The sequence below is a fragment of the Snuella lapsa genome (assembly GCF_039539345.1).
In the GTDB taxonomy this organism is placed as follows: domain Bacteria; phylum Bacteroidota; class Bacteroidia; order Flavobacteriales; family Flavobacteriaceae; genus Snuella; species Snuella lapsa.
Genome location: NZ_BAABCY010000079.1, coordinates 21475 through 38880, shown reverse-complemented (window position 1 = coordinate 38880; position 17406 = coordinate 21475). Strand labels below are relative to the sequence as shown.

Here is a 17406-nt window from a genome sequence, read left to right as displayed (position 1 = left end):
TATAACATAATATTTAAAATATATTTTAGTTTCTAGTTGAAAATTGGGAAACGGCCTGTTTATTCATACATATCATTTAAATCGGCGTGATGTAATTCTTTGAAGAACAGGGCTATTTTGTCGGTAACCACATCAAAGAATTTCTCTCCCTTTTCCTTAGACGCCTTATAAGGATTTCCCACTCCGGTATCACTTGTAACCTCGGTCCATTGGCGTTGTGCAGTAACCCATCCTTCCTTTAAACCTGATATCTTAAATGTTTTGGCAGCTCCATCTCCTGCTAATTCGAGGGGTAACACAAAATTGGGTGTTAAATGCATGACCACTGCCGTTTCCAATTCACCGGCATGATCTCCGGGCGTATCGAAAAAATGATCCGCATCAGTAACTTTCCACCAGTCTAAAGCACAAATAAATACATCCGGATAGCTTATCGAAAGCTCCCGAATCATTTGTTTAAAGTGATTACCACCATGGGCATTAACAATAACGAACTTATTAATGTTTTGTTTATTCAGAACAAAACCAATATCCTTTAAAACCGCCAATTGGGTGCTCGGGCTCATATTTATACATAATGGGACATCAATTTGCCCTGTATTTACTCCAAACGGAATAGTGGGAAGTACAATAACCTTGGCATGATTGCTCCAGGCTTTCTCAGCGGATTCTATGGCAACCGATTCAGCAAGAATGTTGTCGGTGGCATACGGTAAATGATAATTGTGAGCTTCGGTAGCTCCCCAGGGCAAAATGGCAACAGTATACTGCTCATCTTTTACATGTTTCCAGTTCGATTCTGCTAAAACATAGGGTCTTGGCTGATTACTCATTTTAATTGACGTATTTATTAATGACTTTCTTCCATTTTTTATAGCCTTTTTCACTTAGATGCAATCCGTCGTAAGTGTACTCTGATTTTAAATGCCATTTGCGATTACGCATAAATTTATGAAGATCGATATATGTTAAATGATATGTTTCTGCTAAAGCTTTTATGCGTTTATTGGCCTCTATAATTTTTTGATGGTTGTTTTTATGTCCGGAAAATTTATGGCCTACATTTGGATTGATTGGGAGTATGGTTTGTAAAAATATTTTTGTGTCTTTTGATTGTTCTTTAATTTGAGAAACGATTTTTACAATACCGTCGATAACATAATCAATGCTTTTTCCGCGCGCCATATCGTTAGTCCCGATCATTAAAAAGATTTTTGAAGGATTAGAGGAAGTAACTTCTGCTAATCTAAATAAGATACCGTCCGTAACATCACCACTAATACCGCGGTTGATAACATTTCTGTTTGGAAACAGGGTTTTCCATTGACCCCCTTCAGTAATACTGTTTCCTAAAAAAATAATTTCGTTTTTAGTATCTGGTTCGCTTTCGAATAATGCTTTCCTTTTGTAATAATGGTCGGAATAAGTTTGGGCTAATCCGATTTTAACAGTAGTAATTAAAAGTATGATTATGAGCTTTTTCATTATTTAAAAGAGTCTTAATTATTCTCAAATGTAGTGCTAAATTTTAATTCGTCTACTTCTCTAACACCATTTTCTGTAACGTTTACAGGTATACAGGTAAACATCCATTTCCAGGAGTTTTCGCCATGAGGAATTTTTAGTAATACGGTATTCCAGCCTTTTTTTAGTTTAATTTTCGTTGGAGCTCTATAAAAATAATCTTCATCAATAAACGGAATCTCATGCGTATCTGCCCCCAAGTTTGGTTGTTTCCATATAGGAGGCGCTATTTCCTGGTTGTTTACCCAAATTTTAGGATTGGTGGTATGCCATTGTCCAATATTGGGTGTTGGCCCACCTCTGCGTCCGGATCGTGACCATCCTTGAAAGCCTATCCAAAAATCTTGTGTTCTGTCATCTGGGGAGAATATGTTGGTATAAGCATAGAAAGTACCTGATTTGGCAGTGGTAACGGCGGGAAAACCAAAAAAATGTTTTAAATGGATCGTCCCGCCAGTATGAGTATTTGTCCAGGTGAATAATTGGTTGTCAATTGTATAAGAGGTGTGTATACTTTTTTCTGCCGGGAATGATTTTTGGTAATCACCCAGGTGGTCAAAGGGGCCGATTAGTTTCCAATAGTTATCAGTTTGTGCAATATATTGGAATTCTTTTCCCTTAAAAAACAAATCTCTATGTGTAATTACCTTTTGTTCAAAGGCTTTAAAAGCATTAAATTCGGGGGTGTCTTTAGGCGGTAGTTGAGCCCAATATTCGGGATAATCTTTGGTTCTGCCTTTCCAAATGGCATCGGCATAAAATACCATAGATGGGTAAATGGGATTTTGCCTTAGTATATCACGTTCATGGCCAATGTTATTGTCTGGCCAGGCACATAAAATGCCGCCTAGGGCTAAATCAGTTCCTTGTTCTTGCCGGCAAGGTTGTTGAAAATATAATCGGGCCATACCAGCAAAAGGGTCAAGATGATTAATATAGTTACTTCTGGAGTCTATAAATCGATGCCCCTTTCTTGGTTTGTGTTGTGCCCACAATTGATTTATTGAGGTTTTGTCTTCTTTCACTTGGATGCCTTGTTTCCATACGATAACATCTCTATCGGCACTTTTAATCAAGTTGATAATATCAAGTAACACCTCATTAGAAACGTGTTCGATATTAGCCTTAACTTCATCGGTTCCAATATGGATATAAGGCACATCCCTGGGGTTGGTCCAATCTAAAAGCTCTTTAAAAAGATTTATAAGTATGGGTTTTACCCTGGGATCGCTCATGGTTTTTATCTGAAACGCTTTTCTGAATGCTTCGGTATGCCCGGGAATGTCCAGTTCGGGAATTACAGTAATGTGTCTGGATTTACAAAAAGTAAGAATATCGTTAAAATCCTCCAGGGAATAAAACCGTCCTTTTTGTCTCGTTGTTGCGGCTTCCGATTGTAACCCGGGGTACATTTTACTCTCTAAACGCCAACCGGGATTATCGGTTAAATGCCAGTGAAATACATTGTATTTGTAATTTGCCAGTACCTCTATTTGCTCTTTAAGTTGGGCAACCGACTGAAAATTTCTCCCCGTATCATGCATAAATCCACGAATTTTAAATGCGGGCCAATCCGTTATTTTTACCTTAGGAAAAATGCCTTTTTCATTGTGCATTCTAAATAATTGCTTTAAGGTTTGGATACCATAAAAGATGCCTTCGGAGGTTGCTGCAGAAATAACTAGTTTGTCTGAAATGGTTAAAGTGTAGGCCTCATTACTGCTGGTGTTTGCTATAGGCGTTTTATGCAATTCAATTAATAAGCCATTGGGGTTATTTTGTAGTTGATTTGTTTTGAAAAACGCTAATAGTAACTTGCCTTCGTTTTCAAATTCATTAGATTGAATATTGATATGGTTAAATTCTATTTCTTCATTACCATAATTAATTTCTTGGGGTGTAGGAATGATAGGGTAATTATGTTCTAATGCAGTTGTATGATTAGATTGTGAATATGAAATAGAATGTAAAATAAAAATAAAAGTTACTAATAATAGTTGTAGTGCTTTCATAGTTAATCTGTTTATTTAACTCCCTTGTGCATTTTGATGAAATTTTTGCCAATTCGAGTGATTTAATCACTCGAACTGACATTTTTAAAATGGTTTGACCCCAGAATGAATTGGGGTTATTTGTTTTGAGTTAATCTATACACGACTACATCCCGAGCAGGAACATCAATTAAATACGTTGTTTCAGTGGTTCCAATAGTTTTGTGATTCCATAGGTTTTGCACGGTATATTCTCCCGAGAAATCCTTGATTCTTATTTTCTCCCAGTCGATTTTGTACTTTTTGTTATTGGTGTCCCTATTAAAAAAACATAGTGCGATATCGCCGTTTGATAGGGGCTTTTGCCAAATTTCAAAGTGGCCAAAATCTTCAATTTTAAATCCTTGTTTGCCTAAGGCATCTTGGTTTACTGCAATTAAGGCTTTGTTTGTTAAAATATCCTGGTCGTTTACGGTCATAGACCTTAAATCGTTACCGGCCATTAAAGGAGCGGCCAACATGCACCACATGCTAAAATGGGCTCTTGCTTCGTTTGTGGTCATATGGTTGTTGCCAACAGCCAGCATATCCGGATCGTTCCAATGTCCGGGACCGGCGTATTTTTCTAAACCTACTTGTTTGTCGAGTATGGTTGTCCACCCTAATTGATTCCCCCAAATATCACCATCGAACCTACCTTTCATATCAATGTCCAAAGTCGTTCTGTAAAGATGCGCCACGTCTTGTGCCCATTCCCATGGTTTGTTAGTACCCCATTCGCACATGCTAAAAACAATGGGTTTACCTGCCTTATAGAGCGCATCCCTCATGGTTCTGTAGGATTGTTTGGCATCTTGCCCTTCGGTAAAACACCAATCATACTTTAGGTAATCTACGTCCCATTTGGCATAAGTTTCGGCGTCTTGGGTCTCAAAATCTTTACTTCCGGGGCGACCCGCACAAGTTTTTGTTCCGGCATCGGAATAGATGCCAAATTTCAATCCTTTGGAATGGATATAATCAGCCAGCGCCTTAATGCCTGAAGGGAATTTTTCTTTATCAATAATAATGTACCCGTTTTTATCGCGTCCTATCTGCCAGCAATCATCAATAACAATGTACTCATAGCCTGCATCTTTTAAGCCTTTACTAACCATGGCGTCGGCCATTTCTTTAATTACGGTTTCGTTAACGCCTTCGCACTCAAATCGATTCCAGCTGTTCCATCCCATTGGAGGTGTTAATGCGAGATTTTCAAATTTTTGAGCGTAACTAATGCTGGATAAAAATAGAATGGTTAAAAGAGAATAAAATGTTTTCATTTAGTTTAGTTTATAATGTTTGAAAATGTTGATGCAGGTAAGTTAGCTTTATTAACGAGGTTACCTTCTGTAAAAGGGCTATAGCCATACCGGACGAACCGTGGGTTTTTAATCTGCTTGGACCAAACAATGATCCTGTTCCCTTTAATTTTGGTCATAGCCTTAACAAATACTTTATCTTCGCCGGCAATCTCTATGTCTTTTATGGGAGCACCATCTACTGTTTTTAGGCCATCTCCATATTTGAAATGAATTTCCAGGGAATCATTTCGAATATTTACATAATCCAACAAAGGTCCGGAAAAGCTTATTGATTTTTCGTATGTTTTATTTAATGCAATTTTAGCCAGCCGTTCTCCAACGATCCATTTTTGCTTTGGATGTACATCGGTTTTGTGACCAACATCAGACGATACCGCCATACCTGTATGGGGTATGGAAAGCAGTTGTCGTTGCGAATCCCTAAATTGGCCCCATGTAGGCCTGTTAATGCTACTTAGCTGCACATAGTAAAAAGGCATTTCGGGCTTTTGCCAATGCAAGCGCCAATCGTTTACCAACATATTAAATAATCGAGAGTGAAGAGTTATTCGCTCGGCATTCGATTCCCCCTGATACCAAATAACCCCTTTAAAGTTATAATCTACCAATGGCAAAATGCCAGAATCAAATAAAAAAGTGGGGTCGTAGGGATGTCTCATGTTTGTATGTTTATCACCTCCGAAATTTTCAGATTTTCGTTCTGAAACCCATGTGTCTATTAAAGGATTAAACCATGAGTCGTTAAGCATACTAATGGTCTCATGAGTAGCCTCCATACGTTCCCGACTAATCCATGCCTGGGTTGGCGATCCCCCCACAGCATTACAAATAATGCCAATAGGAACATTCAGTTCTTTTTGAATAGTATAGGCGAAAGCGTAAGCAACTGCTGAAAAGTTTTCTAATGTTTCGTCGCGGGTATTACTCCAATTAGAGTACTCAAAGTAATCGTTTGTATTGCAAAGGGAACGTTCTTTTTCAGTAAAAGGGTTTCCTTTTAAAACCTTAGGATCCATTGATAAAACAAAAACATTCGGGCTTAAAGAATCTTTTAAAACACTTTCATAAGATTGCATTTGATTCACCTTAAAGTCCATATTCGATTGGCCTGAGGCCAGCCAAACGTCGCCAATGTATACTTGGTTAAAGTGAATGTCTTTAGACTCTTCTGATTGAATGTTAAGAGTATATGGCCCGCCTGCATTCATGGCGGGAATAGTAACTTGCCAAATGCCGTTTTTTGCCACTGTTGTTGAGGCACTTCTGGTGTTTAAGTGAACCGTAATACGATCGTTAGCATTTGCGATACCCGAAATAACAATGGGAGCATGACGCTGAAAAACCATGTTTTCTCCATAAAATTTTGGTAACTGCAATCCGCCATAATCTCCGGTAATTGTTGTGTATACTTTTTGGGCTATAATGGCAGCACCATCTTTTGTGGGGTGTAAATTATCCGGGAAATATTCAGGAAAGCGATATAGGGGTTCGTGCAGATCTATAAGTTCTACATTTGCTGTGGAAGCAATTGTTTCAATTTTGAACTGAATGTCTTTAAAACTTTCGCGCATACCTTCTTCAAACCAATGATGTCCTGAGAAGGTGGGTGTCATTTTACAGATCATAACCTGAGGTTTGCTTGGGAGATTTTTATAGGTCGTGATCATCTCCAGATAATCGGCAACAAACTCATCTTTATGCTCCGGCCAATTGTTATTGCCCTGATCGTTCAGCCCCAAATGAATGATTACTATATTGGGAGCAAAGTCTTTTGATCTTTGAAATTCTGGTTTTTCCCAATAGGGCTTATGCCCGTTTTTAAGCAGGGTTGCACCTGAGTGTCCAAAATTCGCCACCTCATAATTGGTGCCAAGTAATTTTTGTAATTGCGAAGGATAGGAGTTGATATCTCTATCCTTTATACCGGCGCCATAAGTAACAGAGTTGCCTACACAGGCAACCCTTATTTTTTGAGCATGTATTGGTAAAGTTAAATTGAATGCGAGCAGTATGAATAAAGCAAATTTAGTGGACATTTAATTAAGGTTATTAAGGCTTTTTTAAAGCGTCTTTGCCATTGGTTAACCACTCGAGCGAAAAACTGGTAAATTCATTTTTTGTATGATCATCTTTTTCAAAGAACAACCCAATGGCTCCATTTTGTAAAATTGTTAATGATGAATAGGCCGATGACCCTTCATAAACCGTTTTGCCTTCACTCCAGGTTTTGCCTTCATCGTAACTAATGCGAACCGTCATATTTATACGCCCTTTTTCAGATTTGGCATTAGAAAAGAGCAACCGGTTTTTAGCGTACCCATCTTCTTTTGAGGTATAACGTATAATACTGGCATTGCAACCAGGATCTATTAATTCTGCAGCCGGTTTGGTAGCCCATGTTTTGCCTTCGTCTTGGGAAGTATGAACATATCTAATCCCTTTTTTATTCACACGGGCATTGATCATTAAAGTGCCATCGGCCAACTCTACAATTTTTGACTCATCAGCAGGTTGAATAGGGGTATCAATAAAATACCAGGTGTCTCCGTGGTCGTCACTTCCAAACACGTGCAATCCACTATTTAAGTTTACCATAGTATGCAGTAGTTTTCCTGAGCGCGTTTGAATACCTCGACCGGATGTTATAAACTTAAAGTCTTTATGCCATTCTGGTTTGGCTATTTGAGAAGTGATATCACGAGGGGTACTCCATGTTTTTCCATTATCCGAACTTTTCATAACATGTAAATAGTAAATATCTTTTTCGGTATCCAGATTCATATAGTTGTAAAACAGAAAAATGGCTCCGGTCATTTTATCTACAATCATTGAAGGATCTGAAGCCGATTGACCTTCAGGAAAGTCAATGACAGTTTCAATAGGAGTCCAGGTTTTACCATTATTGCTGCTCCTACGCATAATGATATTAATGTTTTTACTCCACTTTAAATCGCCACAAGAGGGGACGCGTTGATCAATAGCAGCAACCAAATCCCCATTTGGAGCTGTTACGATTGCTGGAATTCTATAACAGGAAACACCTTCTTGCATGCCCGTGTTGAATAACGATACAAATTCCGGGTTTTCAACATTGACTTTATTCGTATTGCGTGTTTTAGTTACGCAAGAATAAAGTAATGTGGCTGTTATAAGGATGATGAGGTTTTTCATAATATTTAAATTTATTGTATTTGTGTTTCAATGTTTTCAAAAGATTGCCAGCATTGGTACATGGCTCTGGGGACATGAAAGCATCCTTTCCATTTACCACCTTTCAAATTTAGTAATACTTCCCCCTGACGATTCAAATAACCAAACCATTCACCATTTTCAGGATCATGGAAATGTGACCAGGCGTACTCATGTACTTTATCATACCAATTTAAAAGCGCTTCGTTGCCGGCATACTGATAGGCTTTTGCTAAGGCTACTAAAGTCTCCAGATGGACCCACCATAATTTTTGATCCCATTCTAATTGTTGAGGTGGATACCCTTTTATATCCATAAAGTAAAATATGCCCCCGTGTTTGGTGTCCCAACTATATTCCAGAATTGTAATAATAGTTTGAGCGGCTTTATCTATCAGAGCTTTGTCTTTGCGACGTACACCTATGTCAATCATAAACCACATGGCCTCAATGCCGTGCCCCGGGTTTATTAAACGACCGTTAAAGCTATTATCGTGCGATCCGTCCGGAAATACATTTTCAAAGATCAAACCGGTCTGCTTATCCAAAAAAACGTCCATTACCTGATGCACACTGTAATCAAGCGTTCTCTCTATTTCTTCCGGTTCCAGGATATCTTCCAGTTCCAAGACGAGATTGGACAGGATCATGGGAAGTGAAAAACCAATCAGTGGTCTTGTAGCCGTATTTTTTTCATACATCCCTTTGGGGTTATCTTTTCTTTTTAAAATATTAAAATACGTTTTTATAGCCAGTGCTCTAACGGTTTCATCACCGGAAGCTTTGGCGTATTGGCTGAAGGCCATGGCCGCGAAGCAATCAGAAAATATGTTATAAGCCTTAACCAATGGTTGTCCTTCGGCTGTCACAGAGAAATAGAAATCCCCGTTGTCGTCGGAGCCATATTTTTTTAAAAAGTCAATACCGTTTTTAGCAATGGCTAACCAGTTTTCATTTTTTTCAACCTTATTGTATAGCATCGAAAAGGTCCAGGCCTGTCGGCCTTGAAGCCAAATAAATTTATCGGTGTCGTATACATTTCCTTTTGAATCAAGACATGTAAAGTAGCCGCCGTTTACAGGGTCGATGGCATATTTTTCCCAAAAGGGAATAACGTTATTTAACAATGTATCTTTATAGAGCCTGGAATATTTCATCTGTTAATATTTTTAGTTTTTTAATGGTCAGATGTAATGCCTTGATTATCTTTTTGGTTGGTTTGCAACATATTGTTAATGGGCATTTCATGTTCTTTGGTAATATTTTATATATTCGCTTTTGTTATTAAGTAATATATTATATCTTTATATGTATAACATAATACAAAAATATAAAAATAAATATTAATAATAGCTTTTAATATTTTAATAATTAGGATTTAACAATGAAGAAGCTTACAAATATTACGCCCTTAGAGAATTTATCGTTAGTAGATAAGGTGGAGCTTAGACTAAAGGAATATTTCAAGGAGAATAATTTAAAAATTGGAGATTCCATTCCAAAGGAGTTAGAATTTGCCGAAGCATTAGGGGTTAGTAGAACGGTTATTCGAGAAGCACTTTTGCGTTTACGAACCATTGGAGTTATAGAATCTAAAAAGCGTAAGGGTATGGTGCTTACACAACCAGATATCATTCAAAATTTTGAAAAGGCGATTGAGTATAATCTTTTGGGAGAGCAGACCTTAACCGATATTTTTGAGCTTCGGTTGATCCTGGAAATGGGTATGGCCGATCTGTTATTTGCAAGAAAGACCAAAGAGGATGTGGATGCGTTAGATACTATTGTTGCTGAGCAAGAAAGAGATGAGATTAATACCAGTTTTTTTAGCCTGGAACATGAAATTGCATTTCACGGTAAACTTTATGAAATGTCTAACAACACGACCTTACAGCGTTTTCAGGATTTGCTGCTACCGGTGTTTAGTTATGTGCACGACAATATGTCGCCCGAATCCAAAGATTTTAAATATTCAAAAGGCACTTTTGTGACGCATAGGGATTTATTAAATATTTTGAAGACAGGTACTCCGGAGCGGTTTAGGGAAGCTATGAGAAACCACTTGGAACCTCATTTCGAAAGGGTGCTTAAAATCATTAAATCCTAACTTTTACAACTACTTTTTTAACGGTAGAAGGGTTGCCCATTTTAATGCCCGGCATGTGTAAATCATCTGGAAAGAAAATGGCAAATAGCCCTTTTTTCAAGGAGATCAATGAATACGTTTCGTCGAACAATTCGTAGTCGTCAGCACTGTTGTAGGTTTTTACAGCTCGTTGGTTTTCCAATGTTGTAAGGCCAATTTGTTCGATGCCTTCAAAAATGTATTGAATATCTATATAATTGCGATGGGCTTCTAAAAAGCTATTATCCGGGTGCTTTGTAGTATATTCATAAACAAGGGCGTAAATGGTATCACCATCAATGTTATGTTTTCCCAGATCCAGTTTCTTAAAATCGGTTTGTTGAATATAATTAAGTGCCTTTTTGATACGATCGTTTATACCAAAGTATAGGGTCGCGTTTTCTAGTTTATCTATAATCATGGGTTAAAAAATAAAAGCTAGTTTAATAAATCTTAATCTAGCTTTTTTAGTCTTAATTTTTTTTGCTATTTATATACTAAACCAGGGAGTCAATCCCATGTCATGCAATGTTTTCTTAATTTTAGCGTAATCCCCATCGGTTAAGGTCGTATGCGGAAATCTGCTAGGACCGCAGTCGACACCCAATACTTTCATAAAGCCTTTCGCTACCCCGTTAAATCCACCATTGCTATCTAAAAATTCAACAAATCGGATGGCTTTTGACTGTAAATCGGCAGCGGCCTCCATATCGCCATTTTCGAACAACGTTTTAATCTTATAATATAAAGGAGCCAAATGGTTGTAAGTACTGCCTACCCAGCCGTTAGCTCCTAATGGAAGGCTGTTAATAAACAGTTCATCATAGCCAAATAAAATATTGTATTTGCTGTTAGCCTTAGACTTGCAATGCCCGTAATCGATCAGGTTATTATTTGTAAATTTGATACCTGCCAGGTTAGGTATTTTATCTTTTGCTTGTTCTAAGAACGAGGCCATATTTAAATGGGCTCCGGATAGTACGGGGATGTGATAGTAATAAAAGGGCAGGTTGGGAGCACAGGCAGCAATCTCTTTGCAATACTCAATAAGTTTATCAATACTGTTCAACCTGAAGTAAAAAGGGGCAATGGCTGCAATGGCGTCTACTTTGTCCGCGGCATACGTTGCCAGGTTTTTAGCCACTTTAAGACTCGGATCTCCCACGTGATCAATTAAATAGAGATCGTCCGATTTGTTTTCAGACCAGGCCAAAGTTATGGCTTTGCGCTCCTCTATGGTTAAAGAGGTGAAGTCTCCGGTCGATCCGTTCATGAATACACCCGCGACATGGTTCCTTATTAAAAATTGGGTGTAGTCTTTAATACGTTCTGTATTTAATGAACCGTCGTTATGCATAGGAGCATAAGTAGCTGCAATGAGGTTTGATATCATGAATTGTAATGATTTAGTACTTTTCTCTATTTAATGGAAATGTTTTAATGTGTTCAATTTATAAAATAATTAATAATTGTAGCTTAATGAAGTGCTGAAGAAAGCGTATATACTCTGAACGGTTCCATACGCTATCTCCAACACTCTCAAATTAACTCAAAACTAACTATATGAATGAAAATATGTGATTAATTGGTATATCCCGGAGTTTGCTCCAATAAAGGGTTTCTACCTATCATATCCGTGGTTATTGGTAACAATAACTTGTATTCATCACCAGAATTTAGAAAGCTTACTTCATTAATTACAAAACTATCACCAGCTCGTCTTAAATCCCACCAACGTTTACCTTCACCAATAAATTCCTTGTAACGCTCGTTTAAAATGGCGTTGGCATTATTGGTTTGTGTACTGTTAACATAGGCATGGGTTGCAGCTACATAATTAGCCCCATAAGCTCTTTGGCGTATTTGGTTAATTTCCCCTGACGGATCTTCGCCAAGTAAATTTTTGGCTTCAGCTAATAATAAAAGTACATCGGCATATCGATAGAATGGAACGTCGTTTTCAAAAATGCGCTCCGAACCATCTACACGCCCCAAAAACTTATTAAATATAGACCCAAAGTAATTTGGTTCGTTATAGGTTGGGTAACCTGCACCACCATTATCATTTTTGTATAACCTAATAAATGTGGCATCTTTACGAGCATCATTATTATCGTCTAATAAAAGGATGGTTTTCTCCGATTGTCCGTACCGATTTGCACCTGCAATAATAAAACTGCTCATGGATTCACCAGCAGCATTAAACTGTGGGTTTATCTCAGTAGACCTTCCTGTAAAACTATTATAGATGTTTGAGGCTTCATCGCGTTTATATTGTATTGCAAAAATGAACTCATTAGTGCCTTCATTTGCTACACCCCAAAGGTTGTCTACACTTGAAGCTAAACCAACCCCTAATGATGCAATTTGCTGTAATGCGGTTTTTGCTTCGGTAAAGTCGGCACTGCCTCCGCCCATCAAGTTTCCAGACCAAATATATACATCACCTTTTAAGGCTAATGTAGCTGCTTTAGACCAAAAGTTTCTATTGCCTTCCCAATAGCTGTTATCTGAACCAAAGGCATTCAAAGATGCTGCAATATCAGATTTTATTTGTGCCATAACCTCAGATTGAGGTGACCTAGGCTTGCTTATGCCTTCAGGGTTTATATCAGCAATAGGCTCTAATATAATAGGTACATCACCCCAAGTTTTTAACAGGGTATAATAGTATAATGCCCTTAAGCCATAGGCTTGACCCATTAAATGGTTTTTGTCTGACTCGTCGTTAAAACTTACATTAGGAAGATTAATCAAGAAATCATTGAGCTTGTGCATGTTTGAATAAAGTCCTGCCCAGCCACCATAAGGTGCTGTGGAAATGGTAATATTCGATTCAATAAAATCTACACTTGCAGGCGATTCATAAGTCCTCCCACCCCAAATATCACTTCTGAGTTCACCCAATCCCCATAGTGTTGAGGCAGATGACCTCAAGTTCGAATATAATCCCGTATGAGCTGTAAGGGCACCTTCTTCGGTGTCCCAAAAGCCTGCCGCTGTTAATTCACTAGGGCTGGTTAGTTCCAGTTCATTTTCACAAGCACTAAACGATATAACGGCTATTAATAGATATATAATTTTTTTCATTTTTATAAAATTTAAAATGTTACGTTAAGACCAATAGTAAAAGTTTTAGGCATTGGAAAATTTCCATATTGCACACCACCAAGTTCTGGTGTGTCTCCAGACATGCTCTTAAAGTAGTGCAGATTAGAACCTGTTATATATACACTAAACCTTTTTACTACATCCTTAAAGTATTTAGCTGGTACATCATAACTTAAAGTGACTTCACGTAATGCCAAATAATTGCCCTTTTCCCAGAATTTTTGATTTCCAAAGTTTTGTAAGCTACTTGCTGATTCACTGCCTCTCCATACGTTTTTAGAACCATTAACAAATACAAAACGCGGCCAATCGGCATCAGTGTTTGTTGGTGTCCAAGAATCTTTCACTTCAATGGGTTGCGCCAAGTTACCCTGGGTTTGAGCATAACCTTTGGCTCTAATGTGGTTCCATACTAAATGACCCGTAGCAAAGTCTGTTTTTACAAATAAGCTAAAGTTTTTGTATTTAAGGCTAGAGGTAATACCACCAACAAAGTCAGGAGTTGTACGGCCTATCACTTTACGGTCCAATTCATCTATAACTCCATCGCTATTCATGTCTTTCCATTTTACATCACCAGCCCAACGCTTATTACGGCTAGCTCCTGGTACATATGTGTCGGTAATCGAGTTATCGGCATCAGCTTCGGCTTGAGTGTCATAAATGTCTTCTTGTACAAAAGCAACCACTAAATCTAGGCCATTACGTTGCCCTTCCTGTAAGCCTCCAACCCATTCTTCTTGACCTGTACTAGGGTTCCATATTCTAGTACCACCTTGTCTGTTGAGGTCATTATCATTTTCGGGCAGATCAATTACATAATTTTTATTAGTGGTAAATGTTGCTCCAATATTCCAAGTTAAATTATCATTTCTAATGATATCACCATTAACCTGTAATTCAAAACCTTTGTTTCTTATAGTTCCATTATTGGTTAAGATGCCACTAAACCCAGTATAATAAGGGAGTGTTAGGTTTGCCAATTTGTCTTTAATATCTCTTGAATATACATCGGCAATAAGTGATAATCTATTGTTAAAGAATGAGATGTCTAGACCAGTATTAAAGGTGGTGGATTTTTCCCAAAGCAAATCTAATGTTGGTAAACCACTATTGCCATAACCAGTTTGCCCGTTATAAACACCTTGAGAACCATAGGCTCCATATACACCATAATTACTTAATACATCTTGATTACCATTAACCCCATAACTTAATCTAGGTTTCAATCTTGAAATAGTTTTGCTTAAAGACGATTCTTGAAAAAATGATTCGTTATGAGCGTTCCAACCAAAAGAAACGCCTGGAAAGAAATCAAACTTATTATTTCCTAATCTGGAAGAACCATCATTTCTAAATGTAAAACTGAATAAATATTTGTCATCATAATCGTACAACAATCTGCCAAAGGCCGATGTTAAAACATATTCTGATTCAAAACTGGATGGGACTCCATTAGCTTCAGCTCCTGCATTAAGGGTTTCAATCAAATCTGTTGGAGAGTTTCTTGTTCCAGCAGAGGAAGAAAATACATTGTCCTTAAAGTATTCTGTGCCTAATAGGGCATTAAAGTTGTGGGAGCCTATTTTTTTAGTATAGTTAAGTGTGGCAGTTAATTGGTTTCTCAATGTTCTTGTTAAGCTAACTCCAGCTTCTCTACCAGTACGTAAAGGGCCTGTAGTACTGCCAACGCGGTAAGCTCTATTAAAACTTTCATTATGGTTGTTTATGGTAAAATGGCTTCCTTTAACAGATAAGGTTAAATCATCGATAATATCCCAATCAATGTTTACAGATGCTGATAAACGTTGCTCAAGGTTTTTTCTAACAAATTTGTCTTGATAGTATAATGGGTTACCAAAACCTTGGTTTTGTCCTACCGCATATTGATCAGACCAAGTACCATCAGGATTGCTATCATATGTTCTTTGAGTTGGCGCTTGTCCTTGGAACCTCCTAAATATGGTGCTCTCTGCTCCTAATGGACTCAAGCTTAGGTTTGAATGTGAGTATAAAATGTTTGAGCTTACCTTTACATTGTTGGTTACTTGGTAGGATCCACTAAAGTTTCCAGAATATCGCTTAAACCCTGAACCTAAAACTAACCCATCATTATCAAGTAGGCCTAAGCCTAAATAGTAGGATCCATTTTCATTACCACCATCGAAGGATAGATAATGGTCTTTTGTTTCACTATCTTGATAGATCCTGTCTCCCACACCTTTGTTGTCGTAAAATAATATGTCCTGTGAAGGATTTAATATGTCAGGAATAGTTTGCCATCCAGGTATATTTAATAGATGTTGGTTGGCTGATGATAAAAGTTGCGTAGTGAACGGATCGTTTGTACTGTTGTTACCTGTTCCTGCACCATGATTTCCGTCTACAAAGGCACTAAAGGCTCCTGAGTTTCCAGCAACCTCTCTATACCACGCTATACCTTGTCTATTATAATCGATATGGTCTGCCGCACCAAGGTATTGTTGGTCGTTTCGTTCTTTATTGGTGCTGTATTTATATCTATAGTTAATAGATGATTTACCTACTTTACCAGTTTTTGTGGTTATCAAAATCACACCATTGGCCGATCTTGCTCCATATATGGCGGTAGCTGCTGCATCTTTCAACACTTCGATGGATTCTATATCATCTGCGTTTAAAGCATAGAATGAGCCAGGAATGCCATCAATTAATATTAACGGAGAACCTGTCCCGTTAAAATTGGTTCCACCTCGTAAAATAATTTGAGGTGTCGAACCTGGTTGTCCAGAATTATTGGTAACCCTTAAGCCCGCAATGGTTCCCTGTAAAGCTGTTGCAGCATTGGAACGGGTAGACGTCTCTAAAATCTCTGTATCAAGTTTAGATACTGATGTTGTTAATGTGGCCCTAGTTTGTTTACCGTAACCCGTAACAACGATTTCATCCAACAATGCGGCATCCTCTGATAAGGATACATTAATTGCTGTTTCGTTGGCGATAGCAACTTCCTTTGTGGCATACCCGACATAGCTAAATACAAGAATGTCGCCCACATTAGCAGTTATAGAGTAATTACCATCAAAATCCGTTGATGTCCCGGAAGTGGTGCCCTTTATTATAATGGTTACTCCTGCTAATGGTAAGTCTTCTTCCGAGGAAACGACAGTCCCCGTGATTGTTTTCTCTTGACCAAAACTCAAAATTGGTAAAGAAAAAAACAAAATGAATATCAAATAATTGATATTAAAGTCTTTTTTTTTCATACTTAATAATTTGAATTAGTTAAAATTTTTTGGTTAATGTATAAAATATTATGTCATACATAATGCAATATTAGAATAATAATTTTGAATCACAAAACTTTTTAACATATTTTAAAATGATAAGGGGCTGGGTAATGGTTGATTAAATAGTTGAAGAACAGGGATATTAATAGTTCTCTTGTTGCGAAGCTATGAATGGAATATTGCCGTTAAACAATTAGATAAGCATTTCATCTAGTTTAATTATCTTTAATAGACATACAATTTATATTTAAAGCACCATAACATAAGTAGGTTAAGTTTATGGTAGATTTGGGGCAAAGAAAGGTGAACATAAGTTCGCCTTTCTTTATTTTAATTGAAATTCACAAATGTTGTAGTGTGTATTTTTAAAATACTATCTAAGACTTACATTACTCATAAAAATATGACGGAAGAAAAAAGCTCTATAGTGACTTTTTTTAAATAGGTGTGTCGTAATTATAAAACAATTTAGAAATTAATTTACAGTAGCATGGCAAAATTTGAAATCTATACTGATAAAAAAGAAGAATTCAGGTTCAGACTTAAAGCAAATAACGGCCAGATTATTTTGGCCAGTCAGGGTTACAACACAAAAGCAGGATGTAAAAAAGGTATTGCATCGGTGCGATTAAACGCTATTATCGATGGCAGGTTTGAGCGCTTAACTTCTAAAGGCAGGAATCCTTATTTTAATTTGAAAGCCTATAATGGGCAAGTTGTTGGAACCAGTGAGTTCTACAATTCTGTTAGTGCTATGGAAAATGGGATTACTTCGGTTGCTAAAAATGCCCCTGAAGCTTCCATAGTGGATTTAACAAAGGAATAATTATCTC

The 17406-nt window shown here is 37.4% G+C and carries 13 protein-coding genes; 2 read left to right on the top strand and 11 right to left on the bottom strand.

Annotation, left to right across the window (positions count from 1 at the left end):
* Positions 1 to 59: 59 nt before the first annotated feature.
* The 7 genes from ABD792_RS15190 to ABD792_RS15160 form a co-directional block, all read right to left on the bottom strand.
* Positions 60 to 833: a creatininase family protein gene (locus ABD792_RS15190; protein WP_345007157.1), complete on the bottom strand. Its 774-nt coding sequence runs from the start codon at positions 831 to 833 to the stop codon at positions 60 to 62.
* A gap of 1 nt (position 834) precedes the next feature.
* Positions 835 to 1485, bottom strand: a complete 651-nt coding sequence (locus ABD792_RS15185; protein WP_345007155.1) for a GDSL-type esterase/lipase family protein — start codon at positions 1483 to 1485, stop codon at positions 835 to 837.
* 14 nt (positions 1486 to 1499) lie between these two features.
* Entirely contained in the window at positions 1500 to 3536 is a 2037-nt protein-coding gene (locus ABD792_RS15180; protein ID WP_345007153.1) for a family 20 glycosylhydrolase, read from the bottom strand.
* Positions 3537 to 3652: 116 nt separating this feature from the next.
* The gene (locus ABD792_RS15175) at positions 3653 to 4837 is read right to left on the bottom strand and encodes a glycoside hydrolase family 27 protein (RefSeq protein WP_345007151.1); all 1185 of its coding nucleotides are present in this window, start codon (positions 4835 to 4837) and stop codon (positions 3653 to 3655) included.
* Positions 4838 to 4842: 5 nt separating this feature from the next.
* On the bottom strand, positions 4843 to 6915 hold the full coding sequence (locus tag ABD792_RS15170) for a GDSL-type esterase/lipase family protein (RefSeq protein WP_345007149.1): 2073 nt from the start codon (positions 6913 to 6915) through the stop codon (positions 4843 to 4845).
* A gap of 13 nt (positions 6916 to 6928) precedes the next feature.
* Positions 6929 to 8050, bottom strand: a complete 1122-nt coding sequence (locus ABD792_RS15165) for a sialidase family protein (protein WP_345007148.1) — start codon at positions 8048 to 8050, stop codon at positions 6929 to 6931.
* A gap of 11 nt (positions 8051 to 8061) precedes the next feature.
* A complete protein-coding gene (locus ABD792_RS15160; RefSeq protein WP_345007147.1) occupies positions 8062 to 9225 on the bottom strand; it encodes a n-acyl-d-glucosamine 2-epimerase in 1164 nt (387 codons plus the stop codon).
* 227 nt (positions 9226 to 9452) lie between these two features.
* On the opposite strand from ABD792_RS15160, the gene ABD792_RS15155 reads away from it, so the two are divergent.
* Positions 9453 to 10175, top strand: a complete 723-nt coding sequence (locus tag ABD792_RS15155) for a FadR/GntR family transcriptional regulator (RefSeq protein ID WP_345007146.1) — start codon at positions 9453 to 9455, stop codon at positions 10173 to 10175.
* On the opposite strand, the gene ABD792_RS15150 is transcribed toward ABD792_RS15155, so the two are convergent.
* From ABD792_RS15150 to ABD792_RS15135, 4 genes are all read right to left on the bottom strand, one after another.
* The gene (locus ABD792_RS15150; RefSeq protein ID WP_345007145.1) at positions 10165 to 10614 is read right to left on the bottom strand and encodes a NanQ anomerase/TabA/YiaL family protein; all 450 of its coding nucleotides are present in this window, start codon (positions 10612 to 10614) and stop codon (positions 10165 to 10167) included. The genes ABD792_RS15155 and ABD792_RS15150 overlap by 11 nt on opposite strands.
* Before the next feature lie 69 nt (positions 10615 to 10683).
* Entirely contained in the window at positions 10684 to 11586 is a 903-nt protein-coding gene (locus ABD792_RS15145; protein ID WP_345007143.1) for a dihydrodipicolinate synthase family protein, read from the bottom strand.
* Positions 11587 to 11774: 188 nt separating this feature from the next.
* A complete protein-coding gene (locus ABD792_RS15140; protein ID WP_345007141.1) occupies positions 11775 to 13283 on the bottom strand; it encodes a RagB/SusD family nutrient uptake outer membrane protein in 1509 nt (502 codons plus the stop codon).
* 11 nt (positions 13284 to 13294) lie between these two features.
* A complete protein-coding gene (locus ABD792_RS15135; RefSeq protein WP_345007139.1) occupies positions 13295 to 16549 on the bottom strand; it encodes a SusC/RagA family TonB-linked outer membrane protein in 3255 nt (1084 codons plus the stop codon).
* Between the two features lie 514 nt (positions 16550 to 17063).
* Between ABD792_RS15135 and ABD792_RS15130 the strand changes: the two genes are divergently transcribed.
* A complete protein-coding gene (locus tag ABD792_RS15130; RefSeq protein ID WP_345007137.1) occupies positions 17064 to 17399 on the top strand; it encodes a YegP family protein in 336 nt (111 codons plus the stop codon).
* Positions 17400 to 17406: the final 7 nt, after the last annotated feature.